Genomic DNA, 21315 nt, shown 5'->3' with positions numbered 1-21315 from the left:
CTCCTTGCGGCTGCGGCTCTGTCGGGTCCGACCCCTGCGCCCGGGACGGCTGCGTCACCGGGCGTCCGCGCGACCGTATCGCCGACGCAAGCTTTACAGCAAGGGTCATGAAAGGCCGAGAAAGAACTTTCACGACCCTTGCTCCCGACGGCTCCCTCAGCAGGTGGATTTGCCCGCGTAGAGCGCCAGCGCCGTGTTGGCGCCCAGCGTCGCCGTGAACTGCCCCGAGGAGTTCACAGTGACGGTCGTGTTGTTCTGGATGTTGCAGTAGGCGCCCGCGGGCAGCCCGGTCTGGAAGGTCCGGCTCAGCGAGCCGCTCTCGTGGTTGACGGCCACGTACCCCTTCGAGCCCCGACCGAAGGCGATCGCGTCGCCGCCGTTGTCCCACCAGTCGCCGACCGGCTCGCCACGCGTGGCGTTGCGGAAAGCCACCATGCGGGAGATCTCCGGCCAGGCGTGCTGGCACTTCCAGCCGTCCTGCCAACAGGCGTTGACGTTACCGCCGTTGGGCGGGCCGGCGTCCGCGTTCGACCACTCGTAGCCGGAGTTCACGTCCGGGGCCCCGTAGGGATACGCGAGCATGAACACGTTGGCGAGGGTGTAGCTCGCGCCGTCCTTGTAGTTCAGGGTCGATCCGTTGCGCTCGGTGTCGTGGTTGTCGACGAAGACGCCGGCGACCGAGCCGTTCATGTAGCCCCAGCCCTCACCGTAGTTCTTCAGGTAGGCGAGATTCTCGTTGTTGAAGACCCGCTTGAGGTCGTAGGCGTAGCGGAACTCCTGGACGTCCCCGTTGCCGGTGTACTCGGTCGGCTGAACGGCCTCTCCGCTGCCGTAGATGACCTCCTGCTTCCAGTACACGCCCGGGTTCGTCAGCCGCGACTTGATGTCGGCGAGGTCGGCCGTGGCGATGTGCTTGGCGGCGTCGATGCGGAAGCCGTCCACGCCCAGGGTGAGCAGGTCGTTCAGGTACCCGGCGACGGCCCTGCGGACGTAGTCCTCGCCGGTGTCCAGGTCGGCGAGCCCGACGAGTTCGCAGTGCTGGACGTTCCAGCGGTTCGTGTAGTCGGAGATCTGGGCGGTGCAGTCGTCGAAGTCGTGCGAGGAGTACAGGCCGGGGTAGTCGTACTTCGTGTACGACGACCCGCCGGTCCCGGTGCCGCTGCCGGCCGCCATGTGGTTGACCACGGTGTCGACGACGACCTTCACGCCGGCCGCGTGACAGGTGTTCACCATGCTCCGGAACGCCGTGCGGTCGCCGAGCCGGCCCGCGATCTTGTAGCTGACGGGCTGGTAGGACGTCCACCACTGCGCGCCCTGTATGTGCTCGGCGGGCGGGGAGACCTGCACGTAGCCGTAGCCGGCGGGGCCGAGTGCGCTGGTGCACTCCTTGGCGACCGAGGCGAAGTTCCACTCGAAGAGGACGGCGGTGACGTCCTTGACGCCGGGTGGGGCGGCGGAGGCGGTGGGGGCGCCGGGGAGGACGACGGCCGCCGCGGCGGCCAGGGCGAGGGCGCCCGTGAGGGGTCTGCTGGGTGTCATCGTGGGGTTCCTTCGTCGTTGAAGGCTCTTGCTGAAATCTTTCAGAAACCTTGCGGTGGCGTGATGTTAAGGGAACGCCGACCGGAAAGGGCAGAGGGGCGACGTGAAGGAACGGAAAGAAATGACGCCGGGCCCGCCGCTCCGTGGGGAGCGGCGGGCCCGGCGGACCGGTGCAGGAGGCGTGAGGACGCCGTGGGTCAGGCGGTCGTCCACCACACGGTCGTGTCCGCGGGGAGTTTCACCTCGCCGTCCGCCTCCGCGACCTCGCCGCTGGCGAGCAGGATGCGGCCGTGGACCGGGGTGCGCACCGACTCGCCGGAGGTGTTCGTCACGCAGACGAACTCCCCGCGGCGGAAGGCCAGTACGCCCTCCGGGGCCTTCAGCCACTCCACCGAGTCACCGGCGCCGAGGTCGGTCCGGGCCCGGCGGACGGCGAGGGCCGTGCGGTACAGCTCCAGCGTGGAGTCCGGCACGCCTTCCTGCGCCTCGACGCTCAACTCGCCCCAGTGCGGGGGCTGGGGCAGCCAGCTGCCGCCGGCGCCGAAGCCGTAGGAGGAGCCCTCCCGGGTCCACGGGATCGGGACGCGGCAGCCGTCGCGGAAGCCGTCCTGGCCCGCGCCGCGGAAGTACGCCGGGTCCTGACGCACCTCGTCGGGCAGGTCGACGACGTCCGGCAGACCGAGCTCCTCGCCCTGGTAGACGTACGCCGAGCCGGGGAGCGCCAGCATCAGCAGGCTCGCCGCCCTGGCGCGGCGCAGGCCCAGCGCGCGGTCGCCGGCCGTGCGGATCTGGGTGCCGAGGCCGGGCGGGTTGGCGAAGCGGGTGGCGTGCCGGGTGACGTCGTGGTTGGACAGCACCCAGGTGGCGGGCGCGCCGACCGGGCGCATCGCCTCCAGTGTGCGGTCGACGACCTCGCGCAGCTCCTTCGCGTCCCACGCGGTGCTCAGGTACTGGAAGTTGAACGCCTGGTGCAGCTCGTCGGGGCGGACGTAGTTCGCGGTGCGCTCGACGGTCGGGGTCCAGGCCTCGGCGACGAAGATGCGCCCACCCGTCTCCCGCCCCCGCCCTTCTGCGGATGGCCCTTCGGGCCCCTTCCCTCCCGAGTACTCGTCGAGGATCAGCCGCCACTGGCGGTAGATCTCGTGGACGCCGTCCTGGTCGAAGAACGGCATGACATCGTTGCCCAGCAGTTTGAGCTGTTCGTGGGAGCCGAGGTCGGGCAGACCGGCCGCCTTGACCAGGCCGTGGGCGACGTCGATGCGGAAGCCGTCGACGCCCATGTCCAGCCAGAAGCGCAGGATCGAGCGGAACTCGTCGCCGACCGCCGGGTGTTCCCAGTTGAAGTCGGGCTGCTCGGGGGCGAAGAGGTGCAGGTACCACTCGCCGGCCGAACCGTCCGGCTCGGTGACCCGCGTCCAGGCCGGGCCGCCGAAGATGGACTCCCAGTCGTTGGGCGGGAGTTCGCCGTCCGCGCCCTTGCCGGGGCGGAAGTGGTAGCGGTCGCGCAGGGGCGAGCCGGGGCCGTCCGCCAGCGCGCGCTTGAACCACTCGTGCTGGTCTGAGGAGTGGTTCGGGACCAGGTCGACGATGATCCTCAGGCCCAGTCCCCGGGCGTCGCGGATCAGCGCGTCGGCGTCGAGCAGGTTGCCGAACATCGGGTCGACGGCACGGTAGTCGGCGACGTCGTAGCCGGCGTCGGCCTGCGGCGAGGCGTAGAAGGGGCTGAGCCACACGGCGTCCACACCGAGGTCGCGCAGGTACGGGAGACGGGAGCGTACGCCTTCCAGGTCTCCCATGCCGTCGCCGTTGCTGTCGGCGAAGCTGCGCGGGTACACCTGGTAGATCACCGCGTCCCGCCACCAGTCGTGGTGCTGGGCGACGGTGGCGACGGCCGAGGTGGGGGCGGGGGCCGGGGCTGCGGAGGGCTGCTGGCTCATGACGTCCTTGGTACGTAACGGAGTGGTGGTCATGGGGTTTTCGGGTCGGGCGGCGGGTGGGAACGAGGCGGCCGCGGTGCCGGCGGGGTCGGAAGGACACCGCGGCCGCCGCCCGCGCGGCAGGCCGCGCGGGAGTCCGAGGGAGCGTCGGGCGCTCAGCCCTTGGTGCCGCCCGCGGTCAGGCCGGTCACGAGGTTCTTCTGCACGAGGTAGAAGAACACGGCGGCCGGTATCGCGATCAGCACCGCGGTGGCGGCCATCAGGTTGCGCTGGGCGTCGTGTTCGCTGACGAAGGACTGCAGGCCGACGGCGAGCGTGTACTTGTCGTCGCTGAGCATGAACGTCGAGGCGAACGCGACCTCGCTGAAAGCGGTGAGGAAGTTGTAGAAGGCGGCCACCGCGAGCCCGGGCTTGGCGAGCGGCAGGATCAGCCGGAAGAAGGTGCCGAACGGGGTGAGCCCGTCCACGCGTCCCGCCTCGTCGATCTCGAAGGGGATGGTGTCGAAGTACCCCTTGAGCAGCCAGGCGCTGTACGGGATCACCGTCGTGCAGTACACGAGGATCAGGCCGAGGTAGTTGTCGATGAGCTGCAGGTCCGAGAGGATCTGGTACATCGGCACCATCAGCACGGCGACCGGGAACATCTGGGTGACCAGCAGCACCCACATGAACTTCTTGTAGCCGGGGAAGCGCATGCGGGACACGGCGTAGCCGGTGGTGGCGGCGATGAGCACGCCGATGGCGGTCGTGCCGAGCGTGACGATGAGCGAGCTCTTCAACCAGTTGAAGAACTCGGTGTGTTCGACGACGAACGTGTAGTTGGCGAACGTCATCTTGCCCCAGATGCCGCCCGGGTGCAGGTAGTCGTCCTTGTCCGGGCCGAGGGACAGATAGACGAGCCAGGCGATCGGGAAGAGCGCGATCAGGCTCGCGACGACCAGGACGCCGTGCGAGGCGAGGGAGCCGGCGAGGCTGTTCTCTCCGCGGCGGCGGGCCCGGCGCGGCGTCTTCGCGGAACGCTGCTCGCTCCTGGCGGCGGAGGTCTCGACTGTGGTGCTGCTCATGGGAACTCCTGCCTCAGATCGCGAGCTGCTGCTCGTTGCGGTTCAGCCAGCGGCGGTAGAACGAGGTGAAGACGATCAGGATGGCCAGCAGCAGGATGCCGTACGCGGCCGACTGTGCGAAGTCACGCGGCTGCTGCCCGAAGCCGAGGTAGTAGGCCCAGGTGACGAGGATCTGCGCGTCCGGTGCGGTGTTGCCGAACAGCAGGAAGATCACGGCGAACTGGTTGAAGGTCCAGATGACGCCCAGCAGGACGACGGTGGAGCTGACCGACCTCAGTCCCGGCAGGGTGACGTAACGGAAGCGCTGCCAGGCGCTCGCGCCGTCCATCTCGGCGGCCTCGTAGAGCGAGGCGTCGATGGCCTGCAGCCCGCCGAGGAGCGAGATCATCATGAACGGCACACCGCACCAGGTGTTCACCATGATCGCGGCGAAGCGCTGCCAGAAGGTGTCCTCGAGCCACAGCGGCGAGGGCAGATGCAGGAAGTCCAGCGCGGAGTTGATGATGCCGCCGTCGGCGAGCATGAACCGCCAGCCGAACACGGTGACGAAGGTGGGCACCGCCCACGGCAGCACCAGGATCAGCCGGTACAGGGTGCGCCCGCGCAGCTTCTGGTTGAGGAGCAGGGCGAGGCCGAGTCCGATGCCGTAGTGCAGGGCGACGCAGGCCGCCGTCCACACGATCGTCCAGAGGAAGTGCGACCAGAAGCGGTCGTAGGCCGTCGGCCCCCACAGGATGTCGGCGTAGTTGTCGAGGCCGATGAACTTGTAGGTGGCGTCGATGTGGTTGACGCCGATGGTGCGGGCCGTGTTGAGGCTGTTGGCGTCGGTCAGCGTCAGGTAGAGGCCGTACGCCAGGGGGTACAGCACGAGGACGCCGAGGACGACCGCCACCGGGGCGATCATCGCGTACGCGTACCAGTGCTTCTGGTAGCCGCGCCTGAGGCGGCCGGCCGGCCCGGACCCCGGCTCACGGTCACCGCGGCGCTTGCCGGTCGCACGGTCGATGGCGACTGTCATGGTTCGACACCTTCTGGATCTTCACGCTGGATCGTCGACGGGGGCTGCGGCTCGGGGCTCGCAGGCCGGCGGCCGCCGGATCTCTCCCCTCCATGATGTGGAAGATCCGGCGGCCGCTCGGGCTCACTTGCTGAAGTCGGGCACCAGCTTGGCGATGGCGAGCTCGGCGTTGCCCAGTCCCTTGTCGAGGGTCTCCTTGCCACCCGCGATCTTGGGCAGTTCGGTGTCCAGCGGACCCCACAGCGAGCTGTACTCCGGCAGCGCCGGGCGCGGCTGGGCGGCGGCCAGCACCGTCTGGTAGCCGGCGATGCCCGGGTCGGCCTTGACGGCGGCGGTGTAGGCGTCGTCGCGGGTGGGCAGCGTCGAGTTCTTCTGGGCGATGGTCGCCTGGGACGCGGCGGAGGTCATGAAGTCGACGAACTTCAGCGCCGCGGCCTGGTGGGCCTTGTCGGAGCCGGCGTAGACCGAGAGGTTGTGGCCGCCGGTCGGGGCGCCCGCCTTGCCGGTGGAACCGGCCGGGACGGTGGCGATGCCGAGGTTGGCCTTGTCCTTGAAGGCGCTGCCCTTGTAGAAGTTCGTGATCTCCCAGGGACCCTGGATGATCGCGGCGACCTTGCCGTTGACGAACGCGTCCTGGATGTGGGCGTAGGCGTCGGCGGTCGTGTCGGCCTTGTGCAGGCCCTTGCCGTCGAAGAGGCCGAGCCAGGTGCCGTACGCCTTCTTCGCGGCCGCCGAGTTGACGGTGATCTTCTTGGCGTCGGCGTCGACCGTGTCGGTGCCCTCGCCGTAGAGGAACGACTGCGCGTAGTAGGCCTGGGTGGAGCCCCAGTAGCCGTCGACGCCGGTCTTGGCCTTGACGGTGGCGGCGGCGGTCTTCAGCTCGTCCCAGCTCTTGGGGGCCGCGGTGATGCCGGCCTTCGCGAAGAGGTCCTTGTTGTAGACCAGCGCGAGCGTGTCCGTGACCAGCGGGACGCCGTACGTCTTGCCCTCGTACTTGGCCTGCTCGAGCAGGTTGGACTTGAACTTCGACTGGTCCTTGAGGGCGTCCGTGCCGTCCAGCGGCAGGAAGTAGCCCTTCTTGGCGAAGGCGGGGGTCCAGCCGACCTCGGAGCGCAGGATGTCCGGGGCCCCGGACGCGCCGGCGGCCGTGTCGAACTTGTTCTGCGCCTGGTCGAAGGGCACGTTGACGTACTTGACCTTGACGTCCTTGTTGGCCGCCTCGAACTGCTTGACCAGGGCCTGGTACGTCGGCGCCTCATTGGTGGCGTTGGAGGTGTCCCACCAGGTGATGGTGACCGGCCCGGACGAGTCGTCGCTGCCGCTGTCGTCTCCGCCGCAGGCCGTCGCCGCGAGGGCGAGGGACGCCACCAGCGCGGTGGCCGCTATGCCACGCCGCATGAGTTTCTCCTTGAGGGTGAGAGCCCGTATAGCTGCGGGAAGCGGTCCCGTCCGCTGTTCCCGCCGGCTCCGACGCGCCGTTGCCGCCGTCGAGCGACGTGAACGTAACAGCCCTGCAAGCGGCACGAAAGACCTTGCAGAAAAAAAGTGCAAGAACCCTCCGAAGTTATCCGCGCGTGACCCTGGCGTGACCTCTGCTCGACCGCTGTGAGACCGTTGTTGTCGCGGTTGAACGGCCCCGCGACGGGGCACGCCACCGCTGTGCAAGACTCTGCAAGCTCTTGCCATCACTTTCATGAGGGAGCGCGATGACGCAGCAGGCCGGAGCGGGCCGTCCGACAGGTCGCCCGCGGCGTCCGATCGGTGTGCAAGTCGGCACCCGACCGGTACAGTCCACCCCTGTGACCACACGGCTTGCCGACATCGCTGCGCAGGCGGGGGTGAGCGAAGCGACCGTCAGCCGCGTTCTCAACGGCAAGCCCGGTGTCGCCGCCACCACCCGCCAGTCCGTGCTCGCCGCTCTGGACGTCCTGGGCTACGAGCGCCCGGTCCGGTTGCGCCAGCGCAGCGCGGGGCTCGTCGGGCTGATCACGCCAGAGCTGGAGAACCCGATATTCCCGGCCCTGGCCCAGGTCATCGGACAGGCGCTGACCCGCCAGGGCTACACCCCCGTCCTCGCCACCCAGACCCCGGGCGGCTCCACGGAGGACGAGCTGACCGAGATGCTGGTCGACCGCGGCGTCGCCGGCATCATCTACGTCTCCGGACTGCACGCGGACACCACGGCCGACATGCAGCGCTACGAGCAGCTGCGCGCGCAGGGCGTTCCCTTCGTCCTGGTCGACGGCTTCTCCCCCAAGGTCCAGGCGCCGTTCATCTCGCCCGACGACCGTGCGGCGATGACCCTGGCGGTGACCCACCTCGTCTCCCTCGGGCACACCCGGGTGGGGCTGGCTCTCGGCCCCAAGCGCTTCGTGCCGGTCCAGCGCAAGATCGAGGGGTTCGTGCGCGCCATGCAGGAGCAGCTGCGGCTGAACCCGGAGACCATCGAGACCGAGCTGGTCCAGCACTCCCTGTACACCCTGGAGGGCGGCCAGGCGGCGACCAACGCCCTGATCGACCGGGGCTGCACGGCGATCGTCTGCGCCAGCGACATGATGGCGCTGGGCGCGATAAGGGCGGCCAGACAGCGCGGCCTCGCCGTCCCCCGGGACGTCTCGGTGGTCGGCTTCGACGACTCCCCGCTGATCGCCTTCACCGACCCGCCGCTGACGACCGTGCGCAAGCCGGTGCCGGCGATGGGCCAGGCCGCCGTCCGCACGCTCCTGGAGGAGATCGGCGGGACGCCTGCGCCGCACAGCGAGTTCGTGTTCATGCCGGAGCTGGTGGTGCGGGGTTCCACCGCATCTGCCCCGGGCGACCGCGCCCGCGCCCAGGACGTGTCCGGCCGCTGAGGTCGGCAGCCCGCTTTCGCAACGCCTTTCGCAACCTGTTGTCACAGTCTGCTTTCGCGACCCGCTGTCACGGTCCGCTTTCGCAACCCGCTTTCGCAACCCGCTGATGAGGGTGAAAGCGGTTGTGGTCGGTTGTGACTCCTCACGCTCGGGCGAGAACCGTCCGCAGGCGGATCCTCCGCAGGGCGGAGGAACCTGGACGCGCTCCTGTACGCCGGGAGGAGACGACGGGGTCCGATCGCCGTAAGGCGTGCAAAACGAACCCGACCGCGGGATGATCGGACGAAGAGGTCTTTTCTGGCAGACTTTGGGTCCATGGGTGAATCGACTGTGACGCCGCTGGAAGGCCGCGACCAGGCCCTTCCACAGGCCGTCACGGCCCCGACCCGGCGTCGTCGCCTCGAACGCGTCCGCAGTCCCCGCCGGCCACGCCTCTGGTTCGAGATCCTTCTCATCGCGGTGAGTTACTGGGTGTACTCCCTCGTGCGCAACGCGGTCCCGGAACAGCGTTCCGAAGCGTTGCGCAACACCGACTGGATCTGGCGGGTCGAGCACGGTCTCGGCATCGCCGTGGAGGAGTCGGTCAACCACGGGGTGAACTCGGTGACCTGGCTCATCGTGAGCATGAACTACTACTACGCGACGCTGCACTTCGTCGTCACGCTGGTCGTCCTGGTGTGGCTCTACCGCAGCCATCCGGGCCGCTACGCGGCCACCCGTCTCGTCCTGTTCGCCACCACGGCGGTGGCCCTGGTCGGCTACTACCTGTACCCGTTGGCGCCCCCGCGCCTGATGCCGGGCGGCGGCTTCGTCGACACGGTGATGGCCCACCAGACGTGGGGGTCGATGGCGTCCGGCGACCTCAAACACATGTCGAACCAGTACGCGGCCATGCCGTCCATGCACATCGGCTGGTCCGTGTGGTGCGGCCTGACCGTCTTCGCCCTGGCCCGGCTTCCCTGGGTGCGCGTCCTCGGCCTGCTCTACCCGGTGGCGACCCTGGTGGTCATCGTCGCCACCGCCAACCACTTCTGGCTGGACGCGGTCGGCGGCCTCCTCTGTCTCGCCTTCGGCTTCGCCGTGGCCCGACTCTGGTACGGCGCCCTGCCGTACGCCCTGCCGAGGACCGTTCCGGACACGCGGCGGCGCGACGGGGGCGAGGACAGAGACGGAGGCTGGGCCACGGGACGGCGACGGCGCCCCTGGCAGCGCCACCAGGCCACCACACCGGGTGACCGCGCCGGCTCCCCCGACGCCCGAACGCCCGGCGGCTCCCCCCTGGCGCGAACGCCGGGCGGCGCTTCCGGCGCGCAAGAGCGGGAGGGTTCCCCGGACGCGCGCACGCCGGGCGACCCACCTGACGCGCGCACGCCGGGCGATCCTCCGGGCGCACGGCCGGTCAGCCGCAGCACCGACAGCTGAGCCCGGCCCGTCGCCCCCGCCCGCCCCTGCCGTCGTCCAGCAGCTCATAAAGTCGCCGAACGCGCCCCTCGCGAACCGCTGGGGAGCAGCGCGGCGCCCCCGCCGGTGATGCCCGCGAGCGGGTCGCGTCACCGGCGCGAGCGACCCGGCGCCCCCGTTCCCGACCCCCGACCCGACACACCGACCCGGACCCCGCAAGCTGCCCACGGGGTCGGCCGGAGCCGCGCTAGCCCGCGTAGAACAGTTCGTCCACCACGGTCCGGGCCCGGCGGGCGGTGCGCCGGTAGTCGTCGAGCATGTCGCCGACGCGCCCGGGGCCGTAGCCGAGGTACCGGCCCACCGCGACCAGCTCGCGCGGGTCGGAGGGGAACGTGTCGCCGGCGCGGCCGCGCACCAGCATCACCGCGTTGCGCACCCGCGTGGCCAGCACCCACGCCTCGTCCAGCGTCGCCGCCTCCTCCTGCGGGATGAGGCCGGCGTCGCGGGCGGCGGTGAGCGCCGCCCGGGTGCGGGTGGTGCGCAGCCCCGGATGCGTCGCGCCGTGCCGCATCTGGATCAGCTGCACGGTCCACTCGACGTCGGACAGGCCGCCCGGGCCGAGCTTGGTGTGCAGCTTGGGGTCGGCGCCCCGGGGCAGCCGCTCCGACTCCATCCGGGCCTTCAGCCGCCGGATCTCCCGCACGGCCTCCTCGGCCAGCCCGCCCGCCGGATACCGCAGGGGGTCGGCGAGTTCGAGGAACCGGCTCCCCAACTCCTCGTCCCCCGCGACGACTTCGGCGCGCAGCAGCGCCTGCGACTCCCACACCAGCGACCATCGCCGGTAGTAGGCCGCGTAGGACTTCACCGTGCGCACGAGCGGCCCGGACTTGCCCTCCGGACGCAGGTCGGCGTCGACGAGCAGGGGTGGGTCGGCGCTGGGGATCTGCAGGAGCCTGCGCATCTCCGAGACGACCTTGTTGGCGGCCTCGGCGGCTTCCCGCTCGTCCACGCCGTCCCGGGGCTCATGGACGAACAGGACGTCCGCGTCGGAGCCGTAGCCCAGTTCGTGGCCGCCGAAGCGCCCCATGCCTATGACGGCGAAACGAGTGGGGAGGGTGTCGCCCCAGCCCTCGCGGACGACGGCGCGCAGGGTGCCGGACAACGTGGCGGCGGTGAGGTCGGACACGGCGCCGCCGACCAGGTCCACGAGAGCTCCCTGGTCGGCCTCGACGGGCTGTGCCTCGGTGCCGTAGGAGCCGACGATGTCCGCGGCGGCGATGCGGAACAGCTCACGCCGGCGGACCCCGCGCGCGGCGGCGACCGCCTGCACAGCCCCGTCGGCGCGTCGTACCGCAGCGAGGATCTCCTGTTCCAGCAGGGCGCGCCCGCGCGGCTCGAGACCACCGCCGTCGCCGTCGCCCAGCAGTGCCACCGCCTCCGGTGCGCGCATCAGCAGGTCGGGGGCGAGCCGCCCGGCGGACAGCACCCGGGCGAGGTTCTCCGCCGCGGCCCCCTCGTCCCTCAACAACCGCAGATACCAAGGGGTCTTGCCCAGGGCGTCGGAGACCTTGCGGAAGTTGAGCAGGCCGGCGTCCGGGTCGGCGGAGTCGGCGAACCACCCCAACAGGACGGGCAGCAGGGTGCGTTGGATGGCCGCCTTGCGGGAGACGCCGGAGGCCAGCGCCTCCAGGTGGCGCAGTGCGGAGGCGGGATCGGCGTAACCGAGGGCGACGAGCCGTTCGCGGGCCGCCTCCGGACTCAACCGGGTCTCGCCGGGGGCGAGTTGGGCCACCGCGTCGAGCAGCGGCCGGTAGAACAGCTTCTCGTGCAGCCGTCGCACGACGGACGCGTGCCGCTTCCACTCCCGGCCCAGCTCGGGGACCGGGTCGGTGCGCAGGCCCAGCGAGCGGCCGAGCCGTCGCAGATCGGTCTCGTCCTCGGGGACCAGATGGGTCCGCCGCAGCCGGTAGAGCTGGATGCGGTGCTCCATGGAACGCAGGAAGCGGTATGCGGCGTCCAGCTGCACCGCGTCGGCACGTCCGATGTAGCCGCCAGTGGCGAGCGCCTGCAGGGCGTCGAGCGTGGTTCCGCTGCGCAGCGAGCCGTCGGCGCGCCCGTGCACCAGCTGCAGCAGCTGGACGGCGAACTCGACGTCCCGCAGTCCGCCGGGCCCGAGCTTGAGTTCGCGCTCGACCTCGGAGACCGGGATGTTCTCGACGACCCTGCGTCGCATGTTCTGCACGTCGACGACGAAGTTCTCCCGCTCGGCCGCCTTCCACACCATCGGCTCGACGGCGGCGACGTAGTCCGCGCCCAGCTCCAGGTCCCCCGCCACCGGCCGCGCCTTCAGCAGGGCCTGGAACTCCCAGGTCTTGGCCCACCGCTGGTAGTAGGCGAGGTGGCTGCTGAGGGTCCGCACCAGCGGGCCGTTGCGCCCCTCGGGCCGCAGGTTGGCGTCGACGGGCCAGATGGAGCCTTCCACGGTGGTCTCGGAGCAGATCCGCATCATGTGCGAGGCGAGTTTCGTGGCGGCCCGCAGCGCCTTGGCCTCGTCGGCCCCCTCGACGGCCTCGCCCACGAAGATGACGTCCACGTCGGACACGTAGTTCAGCTCGTGGCCCCCGCACTTGCCCATGGCGATCACGGCGAGCCGGCACAGCGCGGCATCGTCGGGGGCGGCGGCGCGGGCCAGGCCGAGGGCGGCCCGCAGGGTGGCGGTGGCGAGGTCGGCGAGCTCGGCGGCCGTCTCGGCGACGTCGGTCGTCCCGCACACGTCGCGGGCCGCGATCGACAGCAGGCAGCGCCGGTAGGAGACGCGCAGCGACACCGGGTCGGCCGCCTCGGCGAGTCCGCGCTCGAACTCCTCCACGCCGGGGTGCAGGTCCCGCGGCTCGTAGGTGACCAGCGCCTCCCAGTCCCGCGGATGCCGGGCGAGGTGGTCGGCTAGGGCGGCGGACGCCCCCAGCACGCCCAGCAGCCGGTCCCGCAGGGGTTTGGCCGCGATCAGGGTGTCGAGCAGTTCGCGTCTCGCGGCGGGCCCGGACTGGGCCTCCACCAGCCCGACGAGGCCGTGCAGGGCGAGGTCGGGGTCGGCGGTGGCGGCCAGCGCCTCCAGCAGAAAGGGGTCGTTGCGCACCGGGGACAGCTCGGGTCCGTCCAGCAGCCGCTCGGCGGCGGAGGGGTCGGTGAAGCCGTGCCGCAACAGCCGAGTGAAGGTGCTGCTTCTGCGCCCCGGCGCCATCATCCCAGGCCTCCTCGTGCGATCAAGGTCGTCCGCAGTCGAGCGTAACCCCCGCCTCACGGTGGCGCTCCGGCCCGGTTTCGGGTTCTGTGTGGAAAGGCGCGCCGCAACCGCCTGCGGGTGCCGCGCACAGGGACGACAAGGGAGTCACCCATGGACATGACCCTCGAAGTGCTCCTCCTGCCGGTGTCGGACGTGGACCGGGCCAAGGAGTTCTACCGCGACAAGGTCGGCTTCCACGTCGATCTCGACGGCGAGGTGATGGAGGGCGTACGGATCGTGCAGCTCACCCCGCCCGGTTCGGGCTGCTCGATCGCCCTGGTGGACGGCCTCCAGGTCCCGACGGGCACCCCGCGACCGGGCACGTACCACGGCATGCAGCTCTGCGTGACGGACGCGAAGGCGGCGTACGAGGAGCTGACCGCGCGGGGGCTGGACGTCACCGAACCCCAGCAGTTCGCCCCGCAGGACGGCGCGACCTTCATGTACTTCAAGGACCCGGATGGCAACGGTTGGGCGGTCCAGGAGTACCGCCGCCGCAAGACGGAACCACTCCACCAGGTCCTGGCCAAACTGTCCGCACAGTAGCCCCGAGCCGGAAACCCCGGGCAGCCAACGGGCCGCCCGGGGGTGCGGCAAGGGCCGACGGTATGTGACCGTCGGCCCTTGTCCGGCCTCGGTGGCGAAGCACCGAGTAACCGCCTCCGGGACCGTGATCGGGACCGGGGTGGGGAGTCTTTCCTGGGCCGTCGACGGGCAGCTCAGGTCACCGAACACAGGGGCTCACAGATTGTCCGACCCGAACGACGACGCGAACAGATTCGACATCCTCAAGATGGACTACGAGATGGCGCGGGACGACGAGCGCACCTTCTCCAACATCCAGGCAGCGGTGGCGAGTATCGCCGTCGCGCTGCTTGCGGTGATAGCCACCATCGTAAGCGACACCTGCCAGCTGAGCGACGCAGAGGACTGCAAGCGGGTTCCGGATTTCTTTCTGGCTGCCGCGCCGTCCGTGCCACTGGCGGCACTGGCTTTCCTGCAACTGCTGGGCGCGGTCTCTTCCATTCGAAGCTATTACATCCGGGCACTCGAACGAGAGCTCCGCGGCTACGCCCAGATTCCGCTGACGGAATTACAGTCCATCTCCCCCATCCGGCCGGCTTCCTATTTCGAGCTGATCACCGAAGTCACCACCATGCGCCGGGGGCGTTCCGGATACCGCGTCCTGTCGTTCCTGGTCCTGTCGGTCACTTTCCTGGTGTTCGCCGGATTCACCGTGTACATAGCCGTCAAGCTCGACGGCTACTACACGCTGTCCATGCTTCTCCTGTACGGAGTGGCCTTCGCCTTTCTCGCTTCGGAGGTGGCGGGCGCCACGCTCGGGGCCCGGACGACCTTCGTCAGGGTCGCGCAGCAGTTTCAGGCGAGATCCGCCCTGCCGCTGCTGACCAATGCCGCCGGCGGGACGAACACCGGGCGCGGCATCGTCTCCTACCTCGTCTTCCCGAGGCCGGAGGACTGGAGCAAGCTCCTGTTCATCCCGCTTGTCTTCCTCGCCGTCTCAGCTTCTCGCGGGACGCCGTTCGACTGGACCACGCTGCTGACGTGCATGGTGATCGCGGAGTATCTCGTGTACTCCGCGCGATATCAGTGGAACGACATCCGGGGGGTGGCCGCCGACGCGGCCCATCCCCAAGCGCGGGCGCGGCTGCGTCTGCCGTATTCGGGCGACCGGGGGAGACTGCGTTTCATCGTCGGATGGAGCCTCGGGGTCGCATTCGCCCGGGTGGTCACAGCGGTTCTCCTGGGGTACGCGACGGGAGAAATCGCGTTCACGCTCGTTTTCCTGGCGGCCGTGTTCGCCGTGGCGGCGCTCTATGAACTGCTTCGCACGTCGTCGCAGGCCCCGTCGACGACTCCCCGGGGGCGATCACGCCTCGCCAAGGCGATCTGGCTGACGGTAGGAACCGGATATGCGCTGCGTTTCCTGGTCGGAGTCTACGCGGCGGGAATTCCCCTGGGTGATCCTCTCGTCTACACAGGCACGGTCTTCTCGTACGCGTTCGGCATCATGTTCGTCCTTCTGACCTGGGTTCTGGAAGCCACCAGTTACTGTCGCGCGTCAGCCGGCGGGGTCTGGTACCAGGGGAGGGAACTGAGGGGAAAGCCCAATCTGGGCATCCTGCTGCGGTACGTCCGAGGTCCGGTGATCAGTACGCATCCCGATCCTCACCCTGCGGCCCCTTCCGCCCTGAATTGCGGTGAGGTGAAGATCCTTGCGAGCCGGGGCGCGCTGTTCGCGCCGTGGAATCTGGCCCTGTGGGTGTCCGCGGCCGCCGGAGGACCACTCGCCGTGCATCTGGCAGGAAACACGACCGCCCCCGGGACCGTGTGGTGGGTGTCGGCCGCCGGCGTGGCGGGGGCGTCGGCCATGGCGGCTGCCGGCGGGACCCCCGCCCGGGCCGCCGTGCAGCTGCTGACCGCCGCCGGCATCGTGCTCGCCGGCGGGCTCGGGAGAATCAGCGGGACAGACGTCCTGGACTACGTGCTTCTGCTCGCCCCCTGGATGACCACGGCCGGCACCTACCTGATGTTCCGCAACCAGTCCTACCGGGATCTCAAGTATTTCGCGGCAGATCTCTTCAGGAGTGCGCGCCAGTTGACGATCTGGCTGGTCAAGTCCGTCACCGGCCCGGACACCTGGCGTGCCATCCGGTGAGGGAGTGAAACCACCGGCCGTAACACTGCAGGCCGTCCCGCAGTCCTCCACGCACGCCGTCAGGGTCCATCACGGTCCCTGACGGCGGCGACTTCACGCACCTGTGCGCCCGAAGCCCCACACCGCTCATCCACAGCGTCGCGGGTGTCGTCCAGGGCTGGATCGCGCCTCCCGCCGGGCGCATGGGCGGGGGATCGACAGGAATGAACGTGCTGCCGCGTCATGGCGGTCGCCCTCGGCCATGACAACTCCGGCGGGCCAACCCCTGCGTGAAACAAGCATGTTGAGGGCAACGGACAGAGCCCTTCACGACTCGTGGCGCTACCGGCGGGCTCCACCCGTCCGGCATGGCTCGGGCACGACCTCTTCGCGAGGTCGCGGACGCGACGATCCGGCGTTTCTGAGGCTCCGTCACTGGAGACTGACGACAAAGTTCCCCGCGGTACTTGGTCGTAGTCCACAGGCGCAGTTGCCCTGGGCGCAACTGGAGGATTGAGGCACCTCTCATAGGAGGGAGGTGTAGCTCATGGGTGACGAATTTTGGCGAACGGTCCGGAAGGCCATCGAAGAAGACAACCGGACCGTCCGCTTGATCGTGATTCTCCTCACGATAGGGGCCATGGCCCTGATCGCCTACCTGCTGGCCAGCAGGTAACCAGAGCACACACCCCGGGTGGTGGGCTGTTGGAGCAGCCCGCCACCCAACCAACAGTAGGCGCGGATATTGCCGCTTGACCCTGTTGAGCTACCACAAGTCCAGCGCCGCAATCACAGCAAACCCTACAAGAAATAACGCCCTAAAGTGCCCCAAAAGGGGGCAACATAATGACGTGTGCATGGTAAGTCTGTCATGTCGACCCCAGAACGCAAGGGGTGGCATCACGGTGGGGCGGGTGCGATGCCCGGCGGCGGCCCACCGGCGGCCCGGGGCCCGGCACAGCAGGAAGGGCACGGCGGTCGGCCGTGCCCTCCACGGTGCAGCCGGCGCTGCACCACCGCCCGGCCTGCCCCTACAGCACCGGCAGGTTCTTCCGCAGCTCGAAGGCGGTGACCTCGGAGCGGTACTCCTCCCACTCCTGGCGCTTGTTGCGCAGGAAGAAGTCGAAGACGTGCTCGCCCAGGGTCTCGGCGACGAGGTCGCTGCGGTCCATCAGGGTCAGGGCCTCGCCGAGGTTCTGCGGGAGCGGCTCGATGCCCATGGCGCGACGCTCGGCGTCCGACAGGGCCCAGACGTCGTCCTCGGCGCCCGGCGGGAGCTCGTAGCCCTCCTCGACGCCCTTGAGGCCGGCGGCGAGCAGCATGGCGTAGGCCAGGTACGGGTTGGCGCCGGTGTCGAGGGAGCGGACCTCGATGCGCGCGGAGCCGGTCTTGCCGGGCTTGTACATCGGCACGCGCACCAGGGCGGAGCGGTTGTTGTGGCCCCAGCAGATGTAGGACGGAGCCTCGCCGCCCGCGCCGGCGGTGCGCTCGGAGCCGCCCCAGATGCGCTTGTAGGAGTTGACCCACTGGTTGGTGACGGCGGCGATCTCGGCGGCGTGCTTCAGCAGGCCCGCGATGAAGGACCGGCCGACCTTGGACAGCTGGTACTCCGCGCCGGACTCGTAGAACGCGTTGCGGTCGCCCTCGAAGAGGGAGAGGTGGGTGTGCATGCCGGAGCCGGGGTGCTCACTGAACGGCTTCGGCATGAAGGTCGCCTGGACACCCTGCTCCAGCGCGACCTGCTTCATGACCAGGCGGAACGTCATGATGTTGTCGGCCGTGGAGAGCGCGTCGGCGTAGCGCAGGTCGATCTCCTGCTGGCCGGGGGCGCCCTCGTGGTGGGAGAACTCGACCGAGATGCCCATCGACTCGAGCATGGTGATCGCCTGGCGGCGGAAGTCCATGCCGATGTTGTGCGGGGTGTGGTCGAAGTAGCCGGAGTTGTCGGCCGGGGTCGGGCGGGAGCCGTCGGTCGGCTTGTCCTTCAGCAGGAAGAACTCGATCTCCGGGTGGGTGTAGAACGTGAAGCCCAGGTCGGAGGCGCGGGCGAGGGCCCGCTTGAGGACGTAGCGCGGGTCGGCGAAGGACGGGGAGCCGTCCGGCATGAGGATGTCGCAGAACATGCGGGCGGTGCCGGGGGCCTCCGCGCGCCAGGGCAGGACCTGGAAGGTGGAGGGGTCCGGCTTGGCGATCATGTCGGACTCGTAGACCCGGGCGAAGCCCTCGATCGCGGAGCCGTCGAAGCCGATGCCCTCGTCGAAGGCCTGCTCGAGCTCGGCGGGGGCCACGGCGACGGACTTGAGGAAGCCCAGCACGTCCGTGAACCACAGCCGTACGAACCGGATGTCGCGCTCCTCCAACGTCCGGAGCACGAACTCCTGCTGCTTGTCCATCTTCCGCTTCCCCATCCTTGCTGGTCAGGCCGCCTGCCTCCGGTCCCGTGGAGCGGCGGTCGGGCACCTGAGCATCAGACCACATCCCCGTTTCGGGCGCGTTGCCGACCATGATCGCCTCGGCGACCCGGATCTGAACGCCTCGTGTCCGGCGGGTGTCCTGCTCTGCCGCCCATCTTGCCTGCTCGGACCGGCATCCGTAATGCCCGACCGTTCCTAATCAGTAAGCAGGAGTGAGTCTTGGAACCATACCTGGTCACTGCGGACATTCCGAACGGTTGTGGATGTCCTGGTTGCCCGCGTACTCGCCGCGTCCGGCGGCACGGATCGTGTCCGTGGTCCGGGGATGCGGGGGCGGGGTCCCTCACGCCCAGGGGCGCCCGGTCGGGCCTGGATGGTCCGATGCCCGTGCACATCGCTCTGGTGTGCACGGGGCGGCGCCGTCCTCCCCCAGTGCCTCAAGGGCCTGGGAGGTGCCCCCAGCCGGATCGGGTGTCCCTGGGCGCGTCGTCCGATCGCGATGCTTGCCGCATCGTGCCGGGTGGTCCTACGAGCGGGGCCGGCCATCGGCTTTTGGCAGTGCTGGGCGCCCCAGCGGCTGGTGTAGGCAGGGTCCACGGTGATGATCGCGATGCCTGTGGCGTGGGCCATGGAGGTCAGCCGGGCGCGGAGCTTGCCGGTCGGCATACCGGAGATTAGATGCCTGAATCGGCGCTTGCGCCCGTGCTTCTCTCTGGTTTTCTCGGCCTGGAAGTCGAGGTCTTCGACCGCGATGGCCTGGACGCCGCAGGCTTTGGCCCAGTTCAGCAGCCGTGTGAGGGCGTGCCCGTACCTGGGCGTCGCGGTGCTGGGAGCCTTGAGACAGGTCGTAGAAGAACGGGCGGGGCCGGCCGATCGGGTTGCCGTGGGTGTCCAGGCGCCATGCGGCGAGGTGGTCGGCGTTGGTGTCCACGCCGATCACGCCGTCGGCGAGGGCGGCTTGGAATGGGATGGTCGCGGTGGGTGGGACCTGCCAGGAGGCGTCCACGCGCCAGCGGCCGCGCCCGGTGTCGTAGAGGATGCGGTAGGCCACAGCCCGGTTCGCCTCCACGCGGTCGGCCCACTCCTGCCCCCGGCAAGGGAACCGCAGCCTGGCAGCGAGTACGTACCGGCCGTGCCGGGCGTTCGCCAGGTCGGCGAGCGGGGCCGGGAGCTTGATCGGCACGTCGCCCTCGGGCGTGATGCGGATCGTCTCGTTGCCGAACCTTTTCCCCCTCCGTCTGCCCCCTGTCAATAAATTTGCATCTCAAATGCAACTTTAACTAGGGTGCCGAACGGCCGCACGGGGCGAACCCCCGTGACCCCATGAGCTCGAGGAGCCCTGATGCTGTCCGAACAGTCCGCAGCCACCGTCCGCGCCACCCTCCCCGTGGTGGGCGCGGCCATCGGCGACATCACCGAGCGGTTCTACTCCGGACTCTTCGCCGCCCACCCCGAGCTGCTGCGCGACCTGTTCAACCGGGGCAACCAGGCGGCCGGCACGCAGCGCCAGGCGCTGGCCGGTTCCATCGCCGCCTTCGCGCGACACCTCGTCGAGAACCCCGGGGACCGGCCCGACGCGATGCTCGGCCGGATCGCCCACAAGCACGCCTCACTGGGCGTCGCGCCCGATCAGTATCCGGTCGTCCACGAGCATCTCTTCGCCGCCATCGTGGACGTCCTCGGCGAGGCGGTCACCCCCGAGGTGGCGGCGGCCTGGGACGAGGTCTACTGGCTGATGGCGAACGCGCTGATCGCCGTCGAGCGGCGGCTCCGCGAGGAGCGGGACGGCGGCCCTCGGGCCCGGCAGTGGCGGGAGTGGCAGGTCGTGGAGCGCTTCGAGGAGACCGCGGACGTCGTCACCTTCCGTCTGCGGCCGCGGGACGGGGCGCCCGCCCGGGAGTTCCGTGCGGGCCAGTACGTGTCCGTCCGCACCACGCTCGCCGACGGGGCCCGTCAGATACGCCAGTACAGCCTCTCGGGGGCGCCGGGGGCGGAGCTGCGGCAGATCAGCGTCAAGCGCGTGGCCGGCGGCGAGACGTCCGCCGCGGGCACGCTCACGCCCGAGGGCGAGGTCTCCCAGCACCTCCACGCGCGCGTGCGCGAAGGCGACGTGCTGGAGCTCTCCGAGCCGTACGGCGACCTGGTCCTCGACGACGCCGGCGGCGCCCCGCTGCTGCTGGCCTCGGCCGGCATCGGCGTCACCCCGATCGTCGCCATGCTGGCCCACCTCGCCGCCGTCGGGCACGACACGCCCGTCACCGTCCTCCACGCGGACCGCTCCCCCGCGCACCACGCCCTGCGCAGGGACCACGAGGCCCACGCGGCGAAGCTGCCGGACGCCTCCCTGCACCTCTGGTACGAGCGGGAGGCGCCGGCGGGCGCCCGGACCGGGCTGACCGACCTCACCGACGTGCCGGTCGCGCCCGGCACGCGCGCGTACCTGTGCGGCCCGCTCCCCTTCATGCGGGCGGTGCGGGCGCAGCTGATCGCGAAGGGGGTCGCCCCCGCGGACGTTCACTACGAGGTGTTCGGCCCCGACCTGTGGCTGGCGACGGCGGGCTGACGCGGCCCGTCGGCCGCCGCGCACCCGGCAGGCGGGCCGGAAGCCGGCCGGTCGGGGCCCCGGGGCGCCGCCCGGGTCAGGCCCGTCCGGGGATCCCCAGCAGCAGCGGGCCCGTCGGCCCCGTCACGAGGTCCGCGAGCGTGAGCGGGTCCAGGGAGCGGAAGAACGCCTCCTGAGCCCGGCGCAGAGCGCCTCGCAGGCGGCAGGCCGAACTCAGGGGGCAGGGGACCGGCCCGCCCTCGCAGTCGACGACGTCGCCGTCCCCCTCGAAGGCGCGGACGACGGCGCCCACCGACGCCTCGCGGCCCGGTCCGGTGAGGGCGAGGCCGCCGCCCCGGCCGCGCCGTGCCTCGAGCAGCCCCATGTGCTGGAGCTCGGCGACGACCTTCGCCGCGTGGGTGTAGGGGACCTCCATCGCAGCGGCCACCTCCCGGGTCGTGGGAGTGACCTGCGGGTTCTCGCCCGTCACCGCGAGACGCATCAGGACGCGCAGTGCCAGGTCGGTGGATCGCAACAGCCGCATGAGACGAAGCGTAGATAATGCGCATCTCGGGTTCAAATTATCTCGGGCCCCGTCCGTATCCC

The 21315-nt window shown here is 70.0% G+C and carries 12 protein-coding genes and 2 pseudogenes; 5 read left to right on the top strand and 9 right to left on the bottom strand.

What is annotated here, in order from left to right:
* Window positions 1-156: 156 nt before the first annotated feature.
* The 5 genes from OHS82_RS30525 to OHS82_RS30505 all read right to left on the bottom strand — a co-directional run bounded on the left by OHS82_RS30525 (window position 157) and on the right by OHS82_RS30505 (window position 6956).
* Complete coding sequence (locus OHS82_RS30525; RefSeq protein ID WP_328434994.1) at window positions 157-1539, bottom strand: alpha-amylase; 1383 nt, start codon at window positions 1537-1539, stop codon at window positions 157-159.
* Window positions 1540-1736: 197 nt separating this feature from the next.
* Entirely contained in the window at window positions 1737-3476 is a 1740-nt protein-coding gene (locus tag OHS82_RS30520) for a glycoside hydrolase family 13 protein (protein ID WP_057583304.1), read from the bottom strand.
* Window positions 3477-3631: 155 nt separating this feature from the next.
* Entirely contained in the window at window positions 3632-4540 is a 909-nt protein-coding gene (locus OHS82_RS30515; protein ID WP_057583302.1) for a sugar ABC transporter permease, read from the bottom strand.
* A gap of 13 nt (window positions 4541-4553) precedes the next feature.
* Window positions 4554-5558: a carbohydrate ABC transporter permease gene (locus OHS82_RS30510; protein ID WP_057583300.1), complete on the bottom strand. Its 1005-nt coding sequence runs from the start codon at window positions 5556-5558 to the stop codon at window positions 4554-4556.
* A gap of 123 nt (window positions 5559-5681) precedes the next feature.
* Window positions 5682-6956, bottom strand: a complete 1275-nt coding sequence (locus OHS82_RS30505) for an extracellular solute-binding protein (RefSeq protein ID WP_057583298.1) — start codon at window positions 6954-6956, stop codon at window positions 5682-5684.
* Between the two features lie 401 nt (window positions 6957-7357).
* On the opposite strand from OHS82_RS30505, the gene OHS82_RS30500 reads away from it, so the two are divergent.
* Together OHS82_RS30500 and OHS82_RS30495 are read left to right on the top strand one after the other, a co-directional pair.
* Entirely contained in the window at window positions 7358-8410 is a 1053-nt protein-coding gene (locus tag OHS82_RS30500) for a LacI family DNA-binding transcriptional regulator (RefSeq protein WP_057583296.1), read from the top strand.
* A gap of 315 nt (window positions 8411-8725) precedes the next feature.
* Window positions 8726-9559 (top strand): annotated as a pseudogene (locus OHS82_RS30495) (phosphatase PAP2 family protein); the annotation flags it as partial.
* A gap of 499 nt (window positions 9560-10058) precedes the next feature.
* Here OHS82_RS30495 and OHS82_RS30490 read toward each other — a convergent pair.
* Entirely contained in the window at window positions 10059-13055 is a 2997-nt protein-coding gene (locus OHS82_RS30490) for a bifunctional [glutamine synthetase] adenylyltransferase/[glutamine synthetase]-adenylyl-L-tyrosine phosphorylase (protein ID WP_057583294.1), read from the bottom strand.
* Window positions 13056-13205: 150 nt separating this feature from the next.
* On the opposite strand from OHS82_RS30490, the gene OHS82_RS30485 reads away from it, so the two are divergent.
* Window positions 13206-13640, top strand: coding sequence for a VOC family protein (locus OHS82_RS30485; protein WP_057583292.1), 435 nt, complete (start codon window positions 13206-13208; stop codon window positions 13638-13640).
* 202 nt (window positions 13641-13842) lie between these two features.
* Entirely contained in the window at window positions 13843-15774 is a 1932-nt protein-coding gene (locus tag OHS82_RS30480) for a hypothetical protein (protein ID WP_328434992.1), read from the top strand.
* 1010 nt (window positions 15775-16784) lie between these two features.
* Here the strand turns inward: OHS82_RS30480 and OHS82_RS30475 are convergent.
* The gene (locus tag OHS82_RS30475) at window positions 16785-18146 is read right to left on the bottom strand and encodes a glutamine synthetase family protein (RefSeq protein WP_057583457.1); all 1362 of its coding nucleotides are present in this window, start codon (window positions 18144-18146) and stop codon (window positions 16785-16787) included.
* Between the two features lie 216 nt (window positions 18147-18362).
* A pseudogene (locus OHS82_RS30470) lies at window positions 18363-19398 on the bottom strand (IS200/IS605 family accessory protein TnpB-related protein); the annotation flags it as partial.
* Between the two features lie 111 nt (window positions 19399-19509).
* On the opposite strand from OHS82_RS30470, the gene OHS82_RS30465 reads away from it, so the two are divergent.
* The gene (locus OHS82_RS30465; RefSeq protein WP_328434991.1) at window positions 19510-20730 is read left to right on the top strand and encodes a globin domain-containing protein; all 1221 of its coding nucleotides are present in this window, start codon (window positions 19510-19512) and stop codon (window positions 20728-20730) included.
* 76 nt (window positions 20731-20806) lie between these two features.
* On the opposite strand, the gene OHS82_RS30460 is transcribed toward OHS82_RS30465, so the two are convergent.
* Window positions 20807-21253, bottom strand: coding sequence for an RrF2 family transcriptional regulator (locus OHS82_RS30460; protein ID WP_057583288.1), 447 nt, complete (start codon window positions 21251-21253; stop codon window positions 20807-20809).
* Between the last annotated feature and the right edge of the window lie 62 nt (window positions 21254-21315).

The sequence above is a fragment of the Streptomyces sp. NBC_00425 genome, assembly GCF_036030735.1.
Taxonomy (GTDB): domain Bacteria; phylum Actinomycetota; class Actinomycetes; order Streptomycetales; family Streptomycetaceae; genus Streptomyces.
The sequence above is the reverse complement of the archived record's forward strand: the minus strand, read 5'-3'. Positions and strand labels throughout refer to the sequence as shown.

Excerpts from the sequence above, each read along its gene's own strand:
- OHS82_RS30525 (WP_328434994.1), bottom strand. The coding sequence starts at position 1,539 with ATGACACCCAGCAGACCCCTCACGGGCGCCCTCGCCCTGGCCGCCGCG.
- OHS82_RS30520 (WP_057583304.1), bottom strand. The coding sequence starts at position 3,476 with ATGAGCCAGCAGCCCTCCGCAGCCCCGGCCCCCGCCCCCACCTCGGCC.
- OHS82_RS30515 (WP_057583302.1), bottom strand. The coding sequence starts at position 4,540 with ATGAGCAGCACCACAGTCGAGACCTCCGCCGCCAGGAGCGAGCAGCGT.
- OHS82_RS30510 (WP_057583300.1), bottom strand. The coding sequence starts at position 5,558 with ATGACAGTCGCCATCGACCGTGCGACCGGCAAGCGCCGCGGTGACCGT.
- OHS82_RS30505 (WP_057583298.1), bottom strand. The coding sequence starts at position 6,956 with ATGCGGCGTGGCATAGCGGCCACCGCGCTGGTGGCGTCCCTCGCCCTC.
- OHS82_RS30490 (WP_057583294.1), bottom strand. The coding sequence starts at position 13,055 with ATGATGGCGCCGGGGCGCAGAAGCAGCACCTTCACTCGGCTGTTGCGG.
- OHS82_RS30485 (WP_057583292.1), top strand. The coding sequence starts at position 13,206 with ATGGACATGACCCTCGAAGTGCTCCTCCTGCCGGTGTCGGACGTGGAC.
- OHS82_RS30475 (WP_057583457.1), bottom strand. The coding sequence starts at position 18,146 with ATGGACAAGCAGCAGGAGTTCGTGCTCCGGACGTTGGAGGAGCGCGAC.
- OHS82_RS30465 (WP_328434991.1), top strand. The coding sequence starts at position 19,510 with ATGCTGTCCGAACAGTCCGCAGCCACCGTCCGCGCCACCCTCCCCGTG.
- OHS82_RS30460 (WP_057583288.1), bottom strand. The coding sequence starts at position 21,253 with ATGCGGCTGTTGCGATCCACCGACCTGGCACTGCGCGTCCTGATGCGT.